21 protein-coding genes and 1 tRNA gene are annotated in these 19434 nt (G+C 54.8%); 9 read left to right on the top strand and 13 right to left on the bottom strand.

The window, feature by feature from the left end; all coding sequences use genetic code 11:
* Positions 1 to 160 precede the first annotated feature (160 nt).
* Positions 161 to 1348: a response regulator gene (locus HNR65_RS14430; RefSeq protein WP_332309036.1), complete on the top strand. Its 1188-nt coding sequence runs from the start codon at positions 161 to 163 to the stop codon at positions 1346 to 1348.
* A 136-nt stretch (positions 1349 to 1484) separates the two neighbouring features.
* On the opposite strand, the gene thmT is transcribed toward HNR65_RS14430, so the two are convergent.
* Positions 1485 to 1673 carry a 2-hydroxymuconate tautomerase gene (thmT, locus tag HNR65_RS14425; RefSeq protein ID WP_181552219.1) on the bottom strand — a complete coding sequence of 63 codons (189 nt, stop codon included), beginning with the start codon at positions 1671 to 1673 and terminating at the stop codon, positions 1485 to 1487.
* A gap of 300 nt (positions 1674 to 1973) precedes the next feature.
* On the opposite strand from thmT, the gene HNR65_RS14420 reads away from it, so the two are divergent.
* Together HNR65_RS14420 and HNR65_RS14415 are read left to right on the top strand one after the other, a co-directional pair.
* Positions 1974 to 2213 (top strand): GIY-YIG nuclease family protein, encoded by a 240-nt coding sequence (locus HNR65_RS14420; RefSeq protein ID WP_181552218.1) that lies wholly within the window; start codon positions 1974 to 1976, stop codon positions 2211 to 2213.
* The gene (locus HNR65_RS14415; RefSeq protein ID WP_232364789.1) at positions 2206 to 3081 is read left to right on the top strand and encodes an HDIG domain-containing metalloprotein; all 876 of its coding nucleotides are present in this window, start codon (positions 2206 to 2208) and stop codon (positions 3079 to 3081) included. The genes HNR65_RS14420 and HNR65_RS14415 overlap by 8 nt, the downstream gene beginning before the upstream one ends.
* Positions 3082 to 3153: 72 nt before the next feature.
* Here the strand turns inward: HNR65_RS14415 and HNR65_RS14410 are convergent, their stop codons facing one another.
* From HNR65_RS14410 to HNR65_RS14390, 5 genes are all read right to left on the bottom strand, one after another.
* Entirely contained in the window at positions 3154 to 3618 is a 465-nt protein-coding gene (locus HNR65_RS14410; protein WP_181552217.1) for a universal stress protein, read from the bottom strand.
* A 396-nt stretch (positions 3619 to 4014) separates the two neighbouring features.
* Complete coding sequence (locus HNR65_RS14405; protein ID WP_181552216.1) at positions 4015 to 4656, bottom strand: class I SAM-dependent DNA methyltransferase; 642 nt, start codon at positions 4654 to 4656, stop codon at positions 4015 to 4017.
* Positions 4657 to 4898: 242 nt separating this feature from the next.
* Positions 4899 to 4974: transfer RNA gene (locus tag HNR65_RS14400), tRNA-Glu, on the bottom strand.
* Between the two features lie 104 nt (positions 4975 to 5078).
* Entirely contained in the window at positions 5079 to 5291 is a 213-nt protein-coding gene (locus HNR65_RS14395; protein ID WP_181552215.1) for a PLDc N-terminal domain-containing protein, read from the bottom strand.
* Between the two features lie 2 nt (positions 5292 to 5293).
* Positions 5294 to 6139 carry a histidinol-phosphatase gene (locus HNR65_RS14390; RefSeq protein ID WP_181552214.1) on the bottom strand — a complete coding sequence of 282 codons (846 nt, stop codon included), beginning with the start codon at positions 6137 to 6139 and terminating at the stop codon, positions 5294 to 5296.
* A gap of 161 nt (positions 6140 to 6300) precedes the next feature.
* Between HNR65_RS14390 and radA the strand changes: the two genes are divergently transcribed.
* From radA to HNR65_RS14375, 3 genes are read left to right on the top strand one after another with little or no spacing between them, the layout of a single operon-like run.
* Positions 6301 to 7665, top strand: coding sequence for a DNA repair protein RadA (gene radA, locus HNR65_RS14385; RefSeq protein ID WP_181552213.1), 1365 nt, complete (start codon positions 6301 to 6303; stop codon positions 7663 to 7665).
* A 53-nt stretch (positions 7666 to 7718) separates the two neighbouring features.
* Complete coding sequence (locus HNR65_RS14380) at positions 7719 to 8360, top strand: RlmE family RNA methyltransferase (RefSeq protein ID WP_181552212.1); 642 nt, start codon at positions 7719 to 7721, stop codon at positions 8358 to 8360.
* A complete protein-coding gene (locus HNR65_RS14375; protein WP_181552211.1) occupies positions 8344 to 9093 on the top strand; it encodes a YebC/PmpR family DNA-binding transcriptional regulator in 750 nt (249 codons plus the stop codon). The genes HNR65_RS14380 and HNR65_RS14375 overlap by 17 nt, the downstream gene beginning before the upstream one ends.
* Positions 9094 to 9111: 18 nt before the next feature.
* On the opposite strand, the gene HNR65_RS14370 is transcribed toward HNR65_RS14375, so the two are convergent.
* Together HNR65_RS14370 and clpB are read right to left on the bottom strand one after the other, a co-directional pair.
* Entirely contained in the window at positions 9112 to 9873 is a 762-nt protein-coding gene (locus HNR65_RS14370) for a DUF3047 domain-containing protein (RefSeq protein WP_181552210.1), read from the bottom strand.
* Positions 9874 to 10169: 296 nt separating this feature from the next.
* Entirely contained in the window at positions 10170 to 12803 is a 2634-nt protein-coding gene (gene clpB / locus HNR65_RS14365; RefSeq protein ID WP_181552209.1) for an ATP-dependent chaperone ClpB, read from the bottom strand.
* A gap of 279 nt (positions 12804 to 13082) precedes the next feature.
* Here clpB and HNR65_RS14360 point away from each other — a divergent pair, with 279 nt between their 5' ends.
* Positions 13083 to 13460: a hypothetical protein gene (locus HNR65_RS14360; protein WP_181552208.1), complete on the top strand. Its 378-nt coding sequence runs from the start codon at positions 13083 to 13085 to the stop codon at positions 13458 to 13460.
* A 5-nt stretch (positions 13461 to 13465) separates the two neighbouring features.
* Here the strand turns inward: HNR65_RS14360 and HNR65_RS18180 are convergent, their stop codons facing one another.
* Positions 13466 to 13597, bottom strand: coding sequence for a hypothetical protein (locus tag HNR65_RS18180; protein ID WP_269750892.1), 132 nt, complete (start codon positions 13595 to 13597; stop codon positions 13466 to 13468).
* A 132-nt stretch (positions 13598 to 13729) separates the two neighbouring features.
* Between HNR65_RS18180 and HNR65_RS14355 the strand changes: the two genes are divergently transcribed.
* Both HNR65_RS14355 and HNR65_RS14350 read left to right on the top strand, forming a co-directional pair.
* Positions 13730 to 14572 carry an amidohydrolase family protein gene (locus tag HNR65_RS14355; RefSeq protein WP_181552207.1) on the top strand — a complete coding sequence of 281 codons (843 nt, stop codon included), beginning with the start codon at positions 13730 to 13732 and terminating at the stop codon, positions 14570 to 14572.
* A gap of 2 nt (positions 14573 to 14574) precedes the next feature.
* Positions 14575 to 15330 carry an HD domain-containing protein gene (locus tag HNR65_RS14350; RefSeq protein ID WP_181552206.1) on the top strand — a complete coding sequence of 252 codons (756 nt, stop codon included), beginning with the start codon at positions 14575 to 14577 and terminating at the stop codon, positions 15328 to 15330.
* A gap of 32 nt (positions 15331 to 15362) precedes the next feature.
* Here the strand turns inward: HNR65_RS14350 and minE are convergent, their stop codons facing one another.
* The 4 genes from minE to HNR65_RS14330 form a co-directional block, all read right to left on the bottom strand.
* A complete protein-coding gene (gene minE, locus HNR65_RS14345; RefSeq protein WP_181552205.1) occupies positions 15363 to 15659 on the bottom strand; it encodes a cell division topological specificity factor MinE in 297 nt (98 codons plus the stop codon).
* Positions 15660 to 15664: 5 nt separating this feature from the next.
* The gene (gene minD, locus HNR65_RS14340) at positions 15665 to 16471 is read right to left on the bottom strand and encodes a septum site-determining protein MinD (RefSeq protein WP_181552204.1); all 807 of its coding nucleotides are present in this window, start codon (positions 16469 to 16471) and stop codon (positions 15665 to 15667) included.
* 53 nt (positions 16472 to 16524) lie between these two features.
* Positions 16525 to 17223 (bottom strand): septum site-determining protein MinC, encoded by a 699-nt coding sequence (locus HNR65_RS14335; RefSeq protein WP_181552203.1) that lies wholly within the window; start codon positions 17221 to 17223, stop codon positions 16525 to 16527.
* A 217-nt stretch (positions 17224 to 17440) separates the two neighbouring features.
* Positions 17441 to 19297 (bottom strand): acyl-CoA dehydrogenase, encoded by a 1857-nt coding sequence (locus tag HNR65_RS14330; RefSeq protein ID WP_181552202.1) that lies wholly within the window; start codon positions 19295 to 19297, stop codon positions 17441 to 17443.
* Positions 19298 to 19434: the final 137 nt, after the last annotated feature.

Raw genomic sequence — 19434 nt, 5'->3', positions numbered from 1 at the left:
CATTCTCGGGCCGCCGCCGGTCCGACCGATGTGCTTGAGTCTTCGATCAACTATCTGGGAATTTCAGTCTATCCCGGCATCTACCGGATGACCCAGAAAAAAAATCATTATCAATTCCACTGCCCCGGTTTTCAATGAAGAGGGCGATATTGAAGGGGTTGTGGTCATCAATCAGGATGTGACAGAGCGGGAAAAGCTTCAATTCCAACTCAACCAGGCCCAGAAGATGGAGTCTGTCGGCCGGCTGGCCGGCGGGGTGGCACACGATTTCAATAACAAGCTTTTTATCATCAACGGATATGCCGAAATGGCCATGGACATGATTGATTCTTCAGATCCTCTCCACGAAAACCTCAGGGAAATTCACACCGCAGGGAAAAAGTCCGCTGACATCGTGCGGCAGCTTTTGGCCTTTGCCCGTAAACAGACCATCAGCCCGGTGCTGCTTGATTTAAACGACACCATTTCCAGTATGCTGAAAATGCTGCAGCGGCTGATCGGTGAAAACATTGATCTTACATGGCACCCCGGCAAAAACCTTTGGGCGGTTAAAATCGACCCCTCCCAGGTGGACCAGATCATGGCAAACCTTGCTGTAAATGCGCGGGATGCCATATCCGATGTGGGAAACCTGGCCATAGAGACAAAAAATACCGTCATTGATAAAGATTACTGCAGGGCCAACCCCGAGGCATCTCCCGGACGGTATGTCATGCTGGCGGTCAGCGATGATGGCTGCGGCATGGAAAAGGAAGTTCAGGATTTCTTGTTTGAGCCGTTTTTTACAACCAAGGAAATCGGTAAGGGAACCGGCCTGGGACTGCCCACAATTTACGGCATTGTCAAACAAAATAATGGGTTTTTAAGCGTGCACAGCAAGCCCGGGGAGGGGGCAACGTTTAAAATATACCTCCCTTCCCATGAGGCTGAACAATTCTTCATACGCTTTGCAAAAGAATCCAGCCGGGAAGTTCCAATGGGTTCTGCGACCGTCCTGCTGGTTGAAGATGAACAGGCAATTTTGAAAATGGGAATGGAAATGATCCGGCGGCTCGGCTACACGGTATTAACCGCTCAAAGCCCCAAAGACGCCTTGCGGGTTGCCGGAGAATACAACGACAAAATAGACCTTTTGATTACCGATGTGGTCATGCCGGAAATGAACGGCCGGGATTTGTCCTCCCGATTGCGCAAAAACCACCCTGATCTCAAAACCCTTTACATGTCGGGCTATCCGGCCAATGTTATCGCCGGCCACGGGGTGCTGGATGAAGGGGTTGAATTCATCCAGAAACCCTTTTCGGTAAAAGATATAGCAGTAAAAGTGCACGGGGCGATTGGCGATTAAATTACCCGTTCCCCTCTCAGGGGCGGTTCGTCGCTGTACCCGTGAGTCGGCCATTTATGCCGGCTTCAGTATCATTTCGGGGCATCTTCACTTTTGAACCTTGACGCCGGGGTTTTTCAGTTCAAAAGACGGATTCCTACGCTGTTTCGGCCATGGACTTGCCCGCCTTGGCGATATTGATCTTTGGGAGATCATTGATAATGATGGTAATGGTTTCAGGTTTGGCATCGGCTGTTTTTGCTATGGCCTCGGTGACTTCCCTGACCATGTTCTTTTTTTGTTCATCAGTGCGGCCTTCTATCATGTCAATTTTTACAATCGGCATAACGTTTCCTCCTTTATAGCCACTTTCATTTGTCTTTCTGCTCGCCGGCGATCTTTTGTATTTGCTGTCAGATCGATTTTTTAAAGACATACGGGCAGCGTTGAATTTTGTCAAATGCCTTCTGTACATCCTGGTGAAATCCTGCTTGAGAATTACGTGAACCGCATGGGAATCAGTCAGTACAAGCTGGCAACAGCAATCAATTTTACGCCCCGGTGTATCAATGAAATCACATTGACGACGATGTCTGTCTGTGATTATAATTTTATTTTTTGTATATGAAAAAACAATCCCCCTGATATGTGGTATCTATACATTATCCGCTGTGCTGACAATAGCCTTTACACGGGCATCACAAAGGATGTTTCCAGGCGGATGGCGGAGCACAACCTGAAAACAGGCTGCAATTACACCAGAGCCCGAACGCCGGTTGAACTGGTTTATCAGGAATCTCATCCAACCCGGTCATCGGCGCTGAAACGGGAAATCCGGATTAAACAATGGCCCCGGGCCAAGAAACTGGACCTGATAGATGGCTGAAAACGATTTTGAGGCAGACAGAATTTATCGGCCCTCGGCAGTCGAATGCTACAGCGGATACAAGGCATGTGAACGGCCTGTGGCCTTTACCTGCAAGGGCCGACGGATGGAAATATCCGAAATACCGGACCGCTGGTATGAAGGCGGTCTGACATCGGATAAACCGGTTGTCAATTATTTCAAGGTCAAGACCGGGGAGGGCCGTGTTTTCATTCTCCGGTATGCCGCGCAATCAGATGCGTGGGCGGTACGGGAGCATGCATCCACTGATATTGGAGGGCAAGCCATGAGTTCATCTTCGCCGTCAAGAGACCATGCATGGGAACTGCTGACAAGACACAACAAGAGCAACGGGCTGATTGCCCATGCATTGGCGGTTGAATCGGTGATGCGGCATTTTGCGGAACAATACGGGGAAGATCCGGATAAGTGGGGGATCATCGGTCTGGTGCATGACCTGGATTATGAACAGTATCCGGACCAGCACTGTCATAAAACAGCGGAGATTCTTCGCGCAGAAGACTGGCCGGAAGAATATGTCCGGGCTGTGATCAGCCACGGTTACGGCATCGTAAATGACGTCAAGCCAGCCTCGCTTCTTGAAAAAACCCTTTACACCATCGACGAGCTGACCGGGCTGGTGGCGGCAGCCGCCCTTGTGCGCCCCTCCAAAAGCATCCTGGATATGAAAGCCAAGTCGGTTAAAAAGAAGTGGAAGGACAAACGGTTTGCCGCCGGGGTGAACCGGGAAATTATCGAACAGGGCTGCCGGTGGCTGGACATGGAGCTGTCCGAGGCGATTTCCCAAACCATTGAAGGCATGAAACCGGTTGCAGAGGAAATCGGGCTGAAAGGAAATCCGGATTAGACATTTTTCCCGGGCTCGCCGGTTCTCGCATAAACGGGTTCCAGTTCGTCGGCTGCTCAGTGCTCGCCTGGATTAGTTTTCCGGGGGGTCCGGGTTGACTGTGAATACGGGCACCGGGGACAATCGGAGAACGCGGTCTGCAACAGAACCAAAGAGTGTCCGGTCCAGACCACTTTTGGCGTGGGTGCCCATCACCGCCATGGAAATGGATTCATCTTTGATATAATTGACGATCTCTTCTGCGGGGTTGCCGATCACGACCTTGGTTTTGAGCCCGGGCAGAGCCTCGAGGTTTTTCTGGCAGAAGGATTCTACCTGGTTTTCTGCATTATTCAGGATTTTGTTTTCATCATCCAGATGCCTCGGGGATATGGCATAGGCGACTTTCCAGTAGTCAAGCTCGGGTACTACATGCAGCACATGCACTTCGGCATTGAATTGTTTTCCCATCACCTTTACCCATTCGGCAACACTTTTGGAAAGGGAAGAAAGCTCCAGTGCAAACAAGATCTTATCTATGGATTTCTCAGTTGTCATTCTCATCTCCTTGGGTGAAGCTTCATTGATGTTTCATCTCTTGAAGGCCCCTTGCATCGTCGACTGTGCAAACGATACTCCCCGGATCTGGGTCAAAAAATAGTCACGCCTGCATCAGTTGTCAAAAAATCGGTGATTGCCTCAGGCATAAAAAGACTCTCAAGACCTGGGATCCAGTATTTTACAAGTGGTGTGAATTATGAAGACTACCATTAAGGAGGCAAAAATGCATATGGCCGGCCCCGTTATGCAGCTGCCGGTTCTTGCCAGGATTGCCCGTATCCGCATAAGCTTTCATGGTCTGCGACGGCCTGTATTTTGCAATCAGCACATCTGCGAAATATTCCAGCCCGTGATAACCACTCCTGGATTGTTGCGGGTTAATTCAGAAAAGAATCAAGAGATTGTATCTTTTTTTGCGGTGATCAGAAATACAGAAAATTCAGCCGGCTTGCCGGTGGTGGCACTTTCTTTTTTTATGACATGGGCCGTTGCAACGGAAATATCCGTAAAACCTTTTCTCTCCAGCACCCGGCCCAGTTCTTTGCGGTCAAACCCCTGATGAAATACATCCGGGATATCTCCGTGAAATCCGCCGTCTTCCGCGTCCAGATCTGCCAGGGCCAGCCGGCCGCCGGGGTTTAGCAGCTTAAAAAAGGTTCCCAGAAGATTGTCCACATCTTTTACATGATGAAGGACCATGCTCGAAAAGATCAGATCAAACCGCTCCCCGGGCACCTCTCCCCCGGTCAGATCCAGCTGACAAGGGGTAATATTGTCCACCCGGTTGTCAGCAATCTTTTTTTCCAGCACCGCCAGCATATTTTCGGACATATCCACGGCCAGTACATGTTTCACCTCCGGGGCCAGGGCCATGCTGATCAGCCCGGTGCCGCAGCCGAATTCCATGGCCGTCATGGTTTTGGAAAGAGGGATATTTTTCCGTATCGCCGCTGATACATTGTTTGCCATGGCGACCCGCCGGGGTTTGTCCCACTCATCTGCCGATTTGTTGAAATAGTCTTTTGCGGTTTTCATAATAATCCGTTTTCGCTCTTTTGTGTTTCTATTTCTGCCCGCCCCCAAACTGCTGACGGTTTTTATAACCCTGAGTTCTTAATCAGGCTTCATAAATGACCTGCGCGGTATTCATTTCAGTATGGTTCGCAGTGAGGGCCTTCATTTTGGTCAATGGTATAGTTGTTTTGCTCAAGAGAGTATTGATATGACAGCTCTTACCCTATTGAACCCGGGCAATACGCTATTGGAATTTTTATTATTGGTGACCCCAACGGGACTCGAACCCGTGTTTCCGGCGTGAGAGGCCGGCGTCCTGGACCGCTAGACGATGGGGCCATGGGTGGCTGATGTGCTGGGTAAACCGGCAGGTTTGGTTATTATGGCCGCCCGGTTAAGTTTTGCAATATTAGGGGTGTTTGCGGTTTTTGTCAAATAGAATTTCATGCTGTGGGGTTTTGTTTAACACCCCGGCGAAAGCCCAGTACCAGGTAAATCAGCCAGCCCGCAAACGGGGTGATGGCAATGATCCACCACAGGACTTTTTCGCCTTTGCCGGGAAAGGTTTTTAAGGATACATCCACCAGCGCCCACACGGTGAGCAGGAAAAACGGGATGCTGATGATCAGAAACGTGCCGATTGATGCCAGGTTCATATTTATTCCTCGGGTTTTTTCGGAATTTCAGAAACAGTGTTGATACCTTCGGTCATCCGGGCCAGGGGTATTTGCCGGCGGGTTTTGCGGTCAAATGCCGCTACATGGGTGTAGCCGGCATCTGTGAGCTGTGCCATGGCTACATCAAAGTCCCGGCCCACCTGTTCGGGCCGGTGGGCATCAGAGCCCGTGCACACGGCAATGTTTTTTTCCCGGCATTTGGCAAGAATTCTTGCGTCCGGGTAAATACGGGCGGTTGGATGATGCAGGCCGCTGGTGTTGACCTCCACGGTTTTGCCCTTTGCAGCGATTTTGTCCAGGATTGGATCGAGTTTTTCGTAAAAATTTTCTCCGGGCAGGACGCCGAATTTCCGGATCACGTCCAGGTGGCATACAATGTCGATAAACGGGTAGTCCGCCATTTGATCCAGCAGGTCCAGGTATTGGTCAAAAAGCGCATCCCTGGGTTGTTTGTCCAGGTTCTGGCCGGCCCGTGAGCTGACCAGGTTGCGGTTTTCAATAAAATGCACGGATCCCCCGATCATGTCAAAGTCAAAGCACTCTGCTATTTCCTGTGCCTGTGCGGCCAGCTCCGGGGTGAAATCCACCTCCAGGCCCACCCGGATGCGGATCTGCCCGTTTACTGCTGCCTGCAGGCGGCGTGCGGCATAGTAATAAAGGGGAATGTCCATGGCGGTCATGGACAGGTGGCGGCCCTGCTCATGCAGGGTCAGGTGCTCCAGAAAGCCGATTTCCGAAAGCCCCCGGCCTGCGGCACAGGCCACGTATTGGGCCATGTCCCCGCTGGCATGGTTGCAAAGCCGGGTGTGAACGTGATAATCCATCATCTGTCTGGCCGCCTAACCGGGTGAAAAGGTTTGATTTTGTCCGGGGTGCATATTATAGTCTCTCAAACCGGCGCCAATGGTTGTCATTTGTATATGTGCCATGACGGGCGCCAAACTGTCAATCTTATACGCTCCTGCGTATTACGGCCAATCTGCGGAATATGAAAAAAAACAACCGGATTATTTATTGGTGCCAGGCCTGCGGGCACCAGAGCCCCAAGTGGATGGGCCGGTGCCCGGACTGCGGTCAGTGGGACAGCATGGTGGAGCAGACCGCCCCTTCCGGGCCGGCCTCGGCCGCCCGAAAGGCCCTGGCCGACAGGCCCGAGCCCGTGCTCATCGACGCTGTTGCCATGGACGGCGAGGAGCGGATCCGTACCGGGGTGGATGAATTTGACCGGGTTTTGGGCGGCGGGATTATCGCCGGCAGCCTGGTGTTAATCGGCGGAGATCCCGGCATCGGAAAATCCACCCTTGTGCTGCAGGTCCTCCAGCACCTGGCCAGGGAAAAGCGCCGGGTGCTTTATGTCTCCGGCGAAGAATCCACCCGGCAGCTCAAGATGCGCAGCCGCCGCCTTGCTCCGCAGGCCCCGGGCATGTACGTGGTATCTGAAATCGATGTGGATGCTGTCATTGACATGGTTCATGACCAGAAGCCGGACGCCCTGGTCATTGATTCCATTCAGACCATGTTTTCAAAGGATGCCGCCTCTGCCCCGGGCAGTGTCACCCAGGTGCGCGAGGCTACCATGAAGCTGATGGTCATGGCCAAGCAGACCGGAATCCCGGCGTTTTTAATCGGCCATGTCACCAAGGAGGGCGCCATTGCCGGCCCCAGGATCATGGAGCACATGGTGGACACGGTGCTGTATTTCGAAGGCGACCAGAATCATGTGTTTCGCATTCTGCGGGCGGTCAAGAACCGGTTTGGCTCCACCAATGAAATCGGCGTGTTTGAAATGAAGGAATCCGGCCTGGAGCAGGTGCCCAACCCGTCTGCGGTGTTTTTGTCCGAGCGGGCCAAAAACGCCCCGGGCTCTGTGGTGACCGCCTGCATGGAGGGCACCCGGCCCATTTTGGTGGAACTCCAGGCCCTGATCAGCGGGTCGGGCTACGGCACCCCCAGGCGAACGGTGCTGGGTCTGGATTACAACCGGGTATCGCTTCTGGTTGCGGTCATGGAGAAAAAACTGGGGTTAAACGTGGCCGGCCAGGATATTTTCATGAACGTGGCCGGCGGGGTGCGGGTATCAGAGCCGGCCGTGGACCTGGGCATTATTTCAGCGGTGGCCTCCAGTTTTCTGGACAGGCCTGTTGCCGACGGCACGCTTCTGCTGGGTGAAGTGGGGCTCACCGGCGAGGTCCGGGGCATTTCCCATCTGCCGGCCCGGATCGCCGAGGTGGAAAAAATGGGCTTTACCCGCTGCATTGTGCCCAAAAACAGCCTCAAACAGGTCAAGGGCGCCGGGGGCATTGAACTGGTCGGCATTCGGCGGCTTTCGGAAATTATGGACATTCTTTTTTAACCGCCGGCTGGTGTTTGCCGCAAACCGGCTTGACCCGGCGGCTGATTTTCTATATGAAACGAAAAAAAACAAAAAATCCCGGAAATGTTCGCGCGCGGCCGGATTTTTACGCGCAACAGGCCAAAAAGGAACATTTTCCCGCCCGGTCGGTTTACAAGCTAAAGGAGATCCAGAAAAAGCACAATCTGATCCGGCCCGGCCAGGTGGTGCTGGATCTGGGTTGCGCGCCGGGATCCTGGCTTTTGTATGCCGCGGAGACAGCCGGGGAGTCCGGCAGGGTCATCGGTGTGGATCTAAAGACCGTGGATATGGACCTGCCGGCCAATGTGTGCGTGTTTCAGGCCGATATCAATGAAATGGCCCCGGAGGTCTGGCAAATCATTGACCAGGGCGTGGATGCGGTGTTAAGCGATATGGCGCCTTCCACCACCGGCCGCAAGGATGTGGATGCCGTGCGCTCCCATCAGTTGTGTGAAATGGCGCTCTATATTGCTGACAGGGCGCTGCGGCCGGGCGGGGGGTTTGTGTGCAAGATATTTCAGGGCCCGGATTTCAAGGCGTTTTGTGATGCGGTCCGGGACCGGTTTGAGATGATGAAGATATTTAAGCCGGCCAGCTGCCGCAAAGACAGCAGGGAAATCTACGTGATCGGCAAGGGCCGGAAACAGGAGGAAACAGATGGCAGGACACAGTAAGTGGGCAAACATCAAGCATAAAAAAGGCGCCGAGGATGCCAAGCGGGGCAAGATTTTTACAAAGCTGGTCAAGGAAATCATAGTGGCCGCCCGCCTGGGCGGGGGGGACCCGGACGCCAACCCGCGGCTGCGCACTGTGCTGGAAAAGGCCAAGCAGAACAATCTGCCCAAGGACAATATTGACCGGGCCATTAAAAAGGGCACCGGCGAACTGGAAGGGGTCAATTACGAAGAAACGGTCTACGAGGGCTACGGCCCCGGCGGCGCGGCCGTATACGTGGAGTCTTTGTCTGACAACAAAAACCGCACGGTGGCGGATGTGCGCCATCTTTTCAGCAAGCACGGCGGCAACCTCGGGGAAAATGGGTGCGTGTCCTGGATGTTTGACAAAAAGGGCTGGATCCCGGTCAACAAAAATGATGCGGAAGAAGACGTTCTCATGGAGGCGGCCCTGGAGGCCGGGGCCGAGGATATCCGCGACGAGGACGGGGTCTTTGAGGTCATCACCCCGCCGGATGCATTCGAGGATGTCAAGGCCGCCCTGGCTGCCGCCCAAATCCCCTTTGGCGATGAGGCCGAGGTCACCATGTTGCCTCAGACCACGGTAAGCCTTGGGGGCACGGATGCGGAAAAAATGCTCAAGCTCATGAATGCCCTGGATGACAACGATGATGTACAGCGGGTGCACACCAATGCCGATATTCCCGAAGAGGTGATTGCTGCTGCGGGATAACGGGTGCGTGCCGCCCCGTCATTGTTGTGGTTTCATTATGATATCGCCGTAATAGGTGACCGCGGCTTCACCGGTGTCGTCCGAGTCGGTCATGATTGCAATTCCCTGGATCATGGGCGGCTCCTTTCCGAATGCGGCCCTGTAATCGTTCAGAATATTTCTGGATTCCGATACCCAGGTGTTTGTATTTTCCCGCCCGCTTTGCAGGACGATCATCTGCGCCCTGTCTGTATAGGCATTGGGCACGACCCGGCCTTTGGCCGCCCGGCTGGCCCATATGTAGTTGATGACCCCTGCTGGCGGATATTCACCGTAGATTTTTTCAATAATGTTAAATTTTGCCCGTTCGAAAAACCCTATCTTGTCCGGGTCATATTCAAAAGCGATATAGAGGCGCGCCGGATAATCATCCCCGGATTTCCGGGTGACATCGCCGTTTTCGTAAATGCCGGTGGCCTTCCAGCGCCATTGGATAACCGGATATTGACGCGGGTCGATGCGCATTTTGCGAATCAGGCCGGATGCGGATGAATCGCTTTTGGCTTTGATCACCGTGGTTTCGTTGTCGCGGACCAGCCGGTACCGGGTATGTTGGTCAATTTTTTCAAAGGTCAGCGGCTCCCAGCCGGCAGGAATCTCGCGGTCCGTGCCGGCTGCGGAGAATTTTCCGATATAAAGGATTTCGCTGTTTTCATCGGCGGTCTCATTCGTTTCTGCACCGGCGGTGAAAACAGCGGCCAGCATAACCAGGACAATTATCGCTATGCGTCTGGACCGCATGCGTTTTCTCCTTTGATGCGTTTTGGGTCCGATTGTACCAGCCTCGGCCCGTGTTTTGCGGTTGGCGCAGGGCTTCTGCGCATATGGGTCGGATTTTTGGGGCAGTTTGGGGCTGCCTGCTTTCACCATAACGTTATTGTATATTTCTCAATATAGGCATGGGCCCGGGGGGTTGCCAAAAATTATTTCGGGTTTTTGCAATTTCATCACAAAGGCCGCTTTCCATCTGCAATAAAAAAGCCGGAGGCGCTGCAGTGCCTCCGGCTTTTGCCTATGCTGATGATCATCCGGTCCGATCAGCCGGTTTCAGCCAGGAGTTCATCATCCATGCTGTCCGGATGTACCTGTTTTTCCACGTGAAAGGTGATTTCATCACCGGTTGCATCGGCCACGATCCGGTCACCCTCGGATACGCCGCCTTCCAGGATTTTTAAGGAAAGCGGGTTTTCCACCAGGTGCTGGATGGTGCGCTTCAGGGGCCGGGCCCCGTAGACCGGGTCAAAGCCCCGCCGGGCCAGCAGGTCCCTGGCCGCGTCCGTGAGCTCGATTTCCATGCGCCTGTCTGCCAGCCGTTTCTGCAGGTAGGTGAGCTGGATGTCCACGATTTCCCGCAGCTGCTCGGCGCTGAGGCTGTGGAAGGTGATCACCTCGTCGATCCGGTTTAAAAATTCCGGCTTAAACGTTGCCCGCAGGGACTGGAGCACGCGCTCTTCCATCTGCTCCCGGTTGTCTCCGGAAAATTCCTGGATCTGCTGGCTGCCCACGTTGGAGGTCATGATGATAATGGTGTTTCTGAAATCCACGGTCTTTCCCTGACCGTCGGTGAGCCGGCCGTCGTCCAGGATCTGGAGCAGCACGTTGAACACGTCTGCATGGGCTTTTTCGATTTCATCAAACAGAATCACCGAATAGGGCCGGCGCCGGACCGCCTCGGTGAGGTATCCGCCTTCCTCGTAGCCCACGTATCCCGGGGGTGCCCCGATCATGCGCGCCACGGCGTGTTTTTCCATGTACTCGGACATGTCTATGCGCACCACTGCCTGCTCCTCATCATAGAGAAACTCGGCCAGGGCCTTGGCCAGCTCGGTTTTGCCAACGCCCGTGGGGCCCATGAAGATAAACGAGCCAATGGGCCGGTTGGGGTCCTGAAGACCCGAGCGGGAACGGCGCACGGCGTTGGATACGGCCGTGACCGCCTGGTCCTGGCCCACCACCCGGCTGGCAATGCGCTTTTCCATGGCAATGAGTTTTTCGCGCTCGGTTTCCAGCATTTTGGATACGGGAATGCCGGTCCATTTGGAGACAATATAGGCAATGTCTTCTGAATCGACTTCTTCGCGCAGCATGCGCCGGGTCTTCTGCAGTTCCACCAGCTTTGCGTTGGCCTCCTCGATTTCCTTCTGGATCTCGTTTCTTCTGCCGTAGCGGAGCTGGGCCACTTTTTCCAGGTCCCCCTGGCGCTGGGCCTGCTGCTCTTCGGTGCCGATGCGGTCCAGTTCGGTTTTTAAGTCCCGCAGGCGCTGGATCGCCTGCTTTTCATTCTGCCAGTGCGCGTTCATCCGGTTGTATTCTTCCTTGAGCCCTTCCAGGGTCTTTTCAATCTTTCCCAGCCGGTCCCGGCTGGCGTTGTCAGACTCTTTTTTCAGGGCTTCGCGCTCGATTTCCAGCTGGGTGATGCGCCGCTGGATCTCATCGATTTCCGTGGGCTTGGAGTCGATTTCAATGCGAAGGCGCGAGGCGCTTTCATCGATTAGGTCAATGGCCTTGTCCGGCAGGAACCGGTCGGTGATGTAGCGGTCCGACAGGGTGGCCGCGGCCACGATGGCCGAGTCCTTGATCTTGACCCCGTGGTGTACCTCGTATTTCTGCTTCAGGCCCCGCAGAATGGAAACGGTGTCCTCCACTCCGGGCTCTGCGGTAAATACCGGCTGAAACCGCCGCTCCAGGGCTGCATCCTTTTCAATGTGCTTGCGGTACTCGCTGATGGTGGTGGCGCCCACGCACCGCAGCGACCCCCGGGCCAGGGCGGGCTTTAACATGTTGGAGGCGTCCATGGCGCCTTCGGCCGCGCCCGCGCCCACAAGGGTGTGGAGCTCGTCGATAAACAGGATGATCTGGCCCTCGGATTTTTCCACTTCCTTTAAAAGGGCTTTAAGCCGGTCCTCGAACTCGCCGCGGTACTTGGCCCCGGCAATCAGCGATCCCATGTCCAGGGCGATCAGGCGCCGGTCCTTTAATGTCTCGGACACGTCGCCTTCCACGATGCGCTGGGCCAGGCCCTCCACAATGGCGGTTTTGCCCACGCCGGGCTCACCGATTAACACCGGGTTGTTTTTGGTGCGCCGGGAAAGGACCTGGGCAATACGCCGGATTTCCTCGTCGCGGCCGATGACCGGGTCAAGTTTTCCCAGCCGTGCCTGCTCGGTGAGATCCCGGCTGTATTTTTCCAGGGCCTGATACTTGTCCTCGGGGTTTTGATCATTGATGGTCTGGTTGCCCCGGATTTCCATGAGCACGTTTAAGATATCGTCGCGCTTTAACCCGTGGCGCTCAAAAATCCTTGCCGCATCGCCTTTCTTGCTTTCAGCAAGGGCCAGGAAAATGTGTTCCACGCTCACATACTGGTCTTTCATGTTGGATGCCTTGGAAAAGGCCGATTCCAGGATTTTCTTGGTTTCCCCGGAAATATAGACCTCTGCTGTGCCCTCCACTGCCGGCAGTTTTTTCATTGCCTCCTGCACGTCCTTGTTTACTTCAGAGGGGCTGGCGCCTATTTTTCTGAGCACGGATACCACAATTCCCTGGGAATCCTCGATCATCCCGGCCAGCAGGTGCACCGGTTCGATCTGTTGGTGGCGGTTCTCCGCGGCCAGGGACTGGGCCTGCTGGATGAGCTCCTGGGATTTTATGGTGAATTTGTCAAACCTCATGATAAAGGCCTCCTTTTGTCACTTTATTTCTGATATGCGCATGGCGCAGATCATGTACGATTTTTTTAAATATTTTGTTTCTATCCGGAATTATTCAAAAATAAAATAAACACAGATGGGGTGATGTCAATGGCGGCCATTGTGTCAGCCGGCGGGGTTTTTAATTGACCCGGGCAAAAGGAGTTATTATTGTAAGATAAAGGGCAGAAACGGGCCGGAATATATCGGAACACGGGCTTTTGGTCCGGACCGGCTCAAATCCCAGACAAGGGAGAGGCCATGAGCAGGCAAGCATCCTTTACCAAGCATGAACGCAAAGTCCTTCCTGATTTCCGTAAAAAAATCAACAACGCCGAGTCCACAGAAGACGTGAAGAAATTTTTTATTTACACAGTCGGATCCCTGTTTTCGGATATTTTTGCGGAAAACGTGGCTGTGGAGCAGGGTGATATTCGCCTTATGCCGGATATGAACCCGCCGTATCAGCTCAGCGACCGGCTAATGGGCATGCCTCAGTTTGTGCAGATGTGGCAGGACTCGGACCTGGCCCACGTGCTGGGCCGATTGGCAGAGGCTGCGGCCAACCGCTACCGCCGCCTGGATAAGCATCCGGAAAAAACCGATTCCAAGATCCAGCGCAGATACGAAAATCGTTGACCGGGCTAAAAATCCCGGGGTTTGCAGATGATTTCCCGGATTTTGAGGTCAAAAAAGCCCGTCTGGTGGGTGGCCATCACTGCGATTTCAACGCATACCTTGGTGCCCTGGCCGAAGAGTTTCAGGGTGTCGGCCATGAGCAGGGCGGGATAGACGCCGCCGTGCTTTTTGGCCGGCTATATTATCATTGCCGGTTTGTTGAGTATATTGTATCATGGAATCCACAGTCAAGACCGGCCGCTAAGATTCACTGCTGCAAGGGGACCGAAATGATCATTGATGTGCATACCCACCTGTTTCCCGGGGTGATCCGCAACAACCGGGACAATTATTTTCTCGATGAGCCGGCTTTTGCCCTGCTTTACCATAGCCCCAAGGCCCGCATGATCGGTGCCGAAGACATGCTTCGCTCCATGGATGAGCACGGGGTGGATATTTCCGTGGTTTTCGGATTCCCATGGTTTAATCCCAAGACCTGCCGGCACCACAATGACTATATCATCGAGTCAGCCCGGCAATGGCCGGACCGGCTCAGGGGTTTCTGCTGTGTCAATCCTTATGCCGAAGGGGCGGAAAAGGAAGTGGAGCGCTGCCTTGCAGCCGGTCTGTCCGGGGTCGGGGAACTGGCCTTTTATCAGGCCGGGGGCATCACAGATGATGCAATCGCGCGCCTGGCCCCGATCATGGAACAGTGCCGGCAAAAAAATCTGCCCGTGTTGATTCATACCAATGAGCCCGTGGGCCACCAGTATCCCGGAAAAAGTGACAACACCCTGGTCCAGATTTATGCCCTGGTCAAGGCCTACCCGGAGAACATCATCATCCTGGGGCACTGGGGCGGAGGGATATTTTTCTATAACCTGCTGAAAAAAGAAGTCAGTGACGTGCTGGCCAATGTTTATTTTGACACCGCGGCATCGCCGTTTCTCTATGACACCCGGATTTACGGGCAGGCCGCAGAACTGGCGGGCGCAGACAGGATCCTGTTTGGTACCGATTATCCTCTGATCCCGCCGGATCGTTATTTCCGGGAAATGGAGGCAGCCGGCATCAGCGCCCGGCTCCGTGATCAAATACTGGGCGAAAACGCCGCCCGGATTTTATCTGTTTGAAAATGAAGCCAATTTACCGCCAGCTCCAGCAGCAGGCCGTGGGCATTGCCGCCCGTTATCCGGCCCCGGATTTTTATTCGGACTTTTCCGGGCAGGTGCGCTGTTCCAGGGGTTTTTTCGGGCAGGACCCAGTGGTGGCGGATTTGTGGTCCTTTGTTGCCGAAAACATAGAAAACGATTTTGGCCATGGGCTGATCCATGTGCGGGAGGTGGCCCTGGATGCCGGGGCCCTGGTGCTTATTGAGGCGCCGCAGATCTGCAGGCACGCAGAGCGCCGTAATCACCGCCTGCGCCTGGCCCAGGCCGCCGGGCTTTTGCATGATATCTGCCGCAAGGAAAAAAAACACGCGGCCGCAGGAGCCGCCTGCGCCAGACGGGTGCTGGCCGATTACCCGTTTTCCGGTCCTGATATTGATGCCATCTGCCTGGCCATTGCCAACCACGAGGCATTCGGGGAAAATCAAAAGGGCGGCAGCCCCGGGGCCCAGCTGTTGTCAGATTGTTTATACGATGCAGACAAGTTCCGGTGGGGACCGGAGAATTTTACCCGGACGGTATGGAAAATGCTGGCCTACCGGGATGTGCCCGTGGACCGGTTTTTGACCCATTATCCCCAGGGCATGTCGTTTCTGAAAAAAATCCGCAATACCTTCCGCACGAACACGGGGCGGCAGTATGGCCCGCAGTTTATCGATCTGGGAATTGCCATCGGCGATGAACTCTACGAGGTCCTCTGCGCCCGGGCAAAAGGGCTTTGATTCCCCTTTGCGGCAATCCCTGCAGCCGGCAGTCATGCGCCGGCACGGGCTTCCCGGTTTTTTTTCTGGTGCTTGGCCGCTACAATGGGGGTGTTTAAGATCAGCGCAGACGATCCCTCGCAGCGCTGGATATCGAGGCTCAGCGACTCCCGGTCGATTTCAAAATAGCGCGATATGACTTCCACCAAGTCCTGCTGCAGGTCTTCGAGCATGTCGTCCTTGACTTCGAGCTTATCGTAGACCAGGGCAAACTGGAGGCGCTTTTTGGCCACGCTTCTGCTGTTGTCCGGCTTGTTTAACAGCTTTCTGATCAGGGCGTTAAAGGACATGAGTATTATTCCTGTTTTTTCCGGCCGAGTTTTTTACCGATTTTTCTCCAGAAGGAGTCATGGGCCATGGGATCTTCCACAGGAAGGTCCGGATGACCGTCAAGCCTCATGGCAATGCGGTTAAAGGCTTTTCCCGCCTTGGAATCCTTCTGCTGCACAATGGGATTGCCCGTATTCGAGGATACCACAACCGCATCATCCATTTCCACCAGCCCGGCCAGATCAATGGATAGCACGTCCACAACGTCCACGTGACTGAGCATGTCGCCCTTTTCCACGAGCTTGGGCACGATCCGGTTGACAATGAGCTTGGGCGTGATGGAATGGGCATAGAGCAGCCCGATGACCCGGTCTGCGTCGCGCACCGACGATACCTCCGGGGTGCAGACCACCAGGGCCTCGTCTGCGGCCTCGATGGCGTTTTTAAAGCCCTGTTCAATGCCGGCCGGACAATCCAGCAGGGCAAAGTCGTATTCCCTGCGCAGCTTGTTGCACAGCCAGACCATGTTTTCCGGCTTGATGATGCTTTTGTCATCGCTCTGGGACGCTGGGACCAAAAACAGGTTATCGATTCTGCGGTCCTTAATGGCCGCTTGTTTGAGCTTGCACTTTTTCTGGACCACGTCCACCACGTTGAATACGATTCGGTTTTCCAGGCCCATGACCACATCCAGGTTGCGCAGGCCAATGTCCATATCGACCACGGCCACGCGCTTGCCCTGAATGGCCAGGGCCGCACCGATGGAAGCGGTCACGGTTGTTTTGCCAACGCCGCCTTTTCCGGACGTGACCACAATGACTTTTCCGTCCACGTTTCACCTCATTGCAAGGGGTTTGTTCCGGGTTGCTGCTGTCAAAACCCGTTTTATCGGATTTCCGGCCATGCCAGACGTTTGAAGATATTGTCCTTTAAATAGTCGGCCATCACGATCTGGTTGTCTTTCAGGGATGCAAATTCCGGTTTTTTCCCGGAAGATGAGGATGTGCCGGCGGCCACGTAGCCGGCGATCTGAATCTGGGTGGGCCGCAGGTCCAGGCCCAGCACAATGGCGTTTTCATTGGCGGGCTGGCCCGCAGCCGCGGTTCCCAGCAGGCTGCCGAGAATAATGATATCGCCGCCGGCAATAGCTTCTGCGCCCGGGTTGAGATCCCCGAGAATGACCAGGTGTTTTCGGGCCTCCACTTTCTGTCCGGAGCGGACCCGGCCGGCGATCACCAGGGTGTCATCCGAGTGATGCAGCCAGGCATTTTGCGCGTTGCGCCCTGAATCCGCAGCTTTTTGTCCGTCAGCGGCCGGTGTTATTTTGGCCTTGGGGGGCCCGGAAACCCGGCCCACCTGGAAGCGCTGCTGCAGAAAGGCTCCCAGGTCTTCAATAAGGGCGTCATCTGCCTGGCTTTCGCCCGGGTCCAATACCACCCGGGCATTGACGGCCAGGTGCCGGAGCCGTTCAAAGGGTTTGCACAGTTCCTGCTTCAGGGTTTCGGCCGGCAGGGACGCATCCATGGTAATCCACAGGCTGTCGCCCACTCCTTTGAGTTTCACGGGCGGTTGCTGAATTGTCATATAAAGGCCTGCCGACAGGTTGGGGTTGACATTTGCATGGGGTTCAGACCGCCTATCATGTATAGAAGCATTTAAAATCGTAGCACATCTTGTATATATAAACCAAAATCCCTTGTCAAGCCCAAAAAACCGGGCCTGCCGTCAAAAAAAGCCGGCAGACCCGTTTGGGGTCTGCCGGCTTTTTTTAAAAATTTGAAACGCGCAGTTTGGGTAAAGCCTATCCGCCAAAAGAGGCGTCGGGCATTTCCACGGCCGCGCCGTTGACATCGGCAATGGCGTCGAGTTTGCCCATGGTGGCCGGCAGAATATTGGTGGCGAAAAATTCCGCGGTTTTCAGGCTGCCCACGTAAAAGGCGGCATCCTTGTTTTTGGCGGCCTTTTCCATGAACTTTTCCATGTCTGCTGCGCCGGCGAGCTTTTCGAGCTTGCGGGCGGCCAGCACGGCCCGCCACAGATGCATCCAGGCAAAGGTCACATCGCCGGTGACATCCAGGAAAGGATGGGCATAGGCATAGGCGTTTAAGATATTATCCGACACCGACGCCTTTGCCAGGGAAACCGCCACTTCACTTAATCGGTTGACCGCGGTTTCCACCCGCTGTGTCACATGGCCCAGCACGCTGATCTTCCCGGCTTCGGCAATGGTTTTTTCCATTTCCCCCAGGTAATCCATGAAAGGCTGGCCCTTTTTCATGCCCAGCTTCCGGCCCAGCAGGTCCATGGCCTGGATGCCGTTGGTGCCCTCGTAGATCTGGAATATCCGGCAGTCGCGCATGAGCTGTTCCATGGGGTATTCCTGGATGTAGCCGTATCCGCCGTAGACCTGGATGCCGTGGCTGGTGACCTCAAGGGCCCGGTCTGTGATGTATCCCTTGATAATCGGCGTTAAAATAGCGGTCCGGTCAGCGTATTTTTCCTTTTCCGCGTCGCTTTGGGCCAGTCCCTCCAGGTCATGGGTGAGGCCGCCGTAATAGATCAGGCTGCGCATGCCCTCAACATAGGCCTTCATGGTCAGCAGCTGCCGGCGCACGTCCGGGTGCTGGATAATGGGCACAGACGGGGCATCAGCCGCCTTGCCTGCGGTCATGTGCTTTCCCTGGATGCGCTGTCTGGCATAATTTACCGCATAGAGGTAAGAGGCCGTGGCCGTGGCAAAGCCCTGCAGGCCCACGAGCTGGCGCGCTTCGTTCATCATCAGAAACATCGCCCGCATGCCCTTGTTTTCCTCACCCAGCAGGGTGCCTGTGCAGTTGCCCTTGCCGCCCAGTGTCAGGGTGCAGGTGGCATTTCCGTGCAGGCCCATTTTTTCCTCAATGCCGGTGCACACCACGTCGTTGAACTCGCCCAAGCTGCCGTCGTCGTTGACCCGGTACTTGGGCACCAGAAACAGGGAGATGCCCCGGGTGCCGGCGGGTGCGCCCTCAATGCGGGCCAGAACCGGGTGGGCGATGTTTTCCACCATGTTTTGCTCGCCGCCGGAGATGAAAATTTTGGTGCCGGAAATGCTGTATGTGCCGTCACCGTTGGGTGTGGCCGTGGTCTGCAGGGCGCCCACGTCAGAGCCGGCTTCGGCTTCGGTCAAAAGCATGGTGCCGGACCATTTGCCGGAGTAGATTTTGGGCAGGTAGGCCTTTTTCTGGGCTTCGGTGCCGAATGTTTTGATCAGGTTGGCCGCGCCGTGGGACAGGCCGTGATAGAGCATGAAAGCGGGGTTGGCGCCGATAAAATATTCCTCTGCCGCCAGGGACAAAGTTTTGGGCATTCCCTGGCCGCCGTAGTCGGGCTCATCGATCATGCCCAGCCATTCGCCTTCGTTGTATAAGGCGTTTACCTGGTGAAAGGCTTCCGGGACCTTGACCGTGCCGTCTTTTTCAAGGCTGCAGCCCACCTCGTCGCTTTCTTTCTGGGTGGGCAAAATGGCCTTGACAGCCAGGTTCCTGGCCTCCGTGACCACCATATCCACGGTTTTTTTGTTGAATTCGGCAAATTTTTCGTTTTTGGCCAGTTCGGTCACCTGCATCTGCTCGTGCAGGACAAAGTCCACGTCTCTGCGATCCGCGATCAATTGTGCCATGATGTTGTCTTCTCCTTGTGCGTTGCCTGATTTATATCGGGAATGAACCCCCCGGAAAGCCCTCAAAGTTGATCCATATCCATAAATGAATCCATGACTAAAGTCAAGTTCGGACCTTTGAACCGGGTTTCAGGACC

Source organism: Desulfosalsimonas propionicica (assembly GCF_013761005.1).
GTDB classification, from domain to species: Bacteria; Desulfobacterota; Desulfobacteria; order Desulfobacterales; family Desulfosalsimonadaceae; genus Desulfosalsimonas; species Desulfosalsimonas propionicica.
The sequence above is the reverse complement of the archived record's forward strand: the minus strand, read 5'-3'. Positions and strand labels throughout refer to the sequence as shown.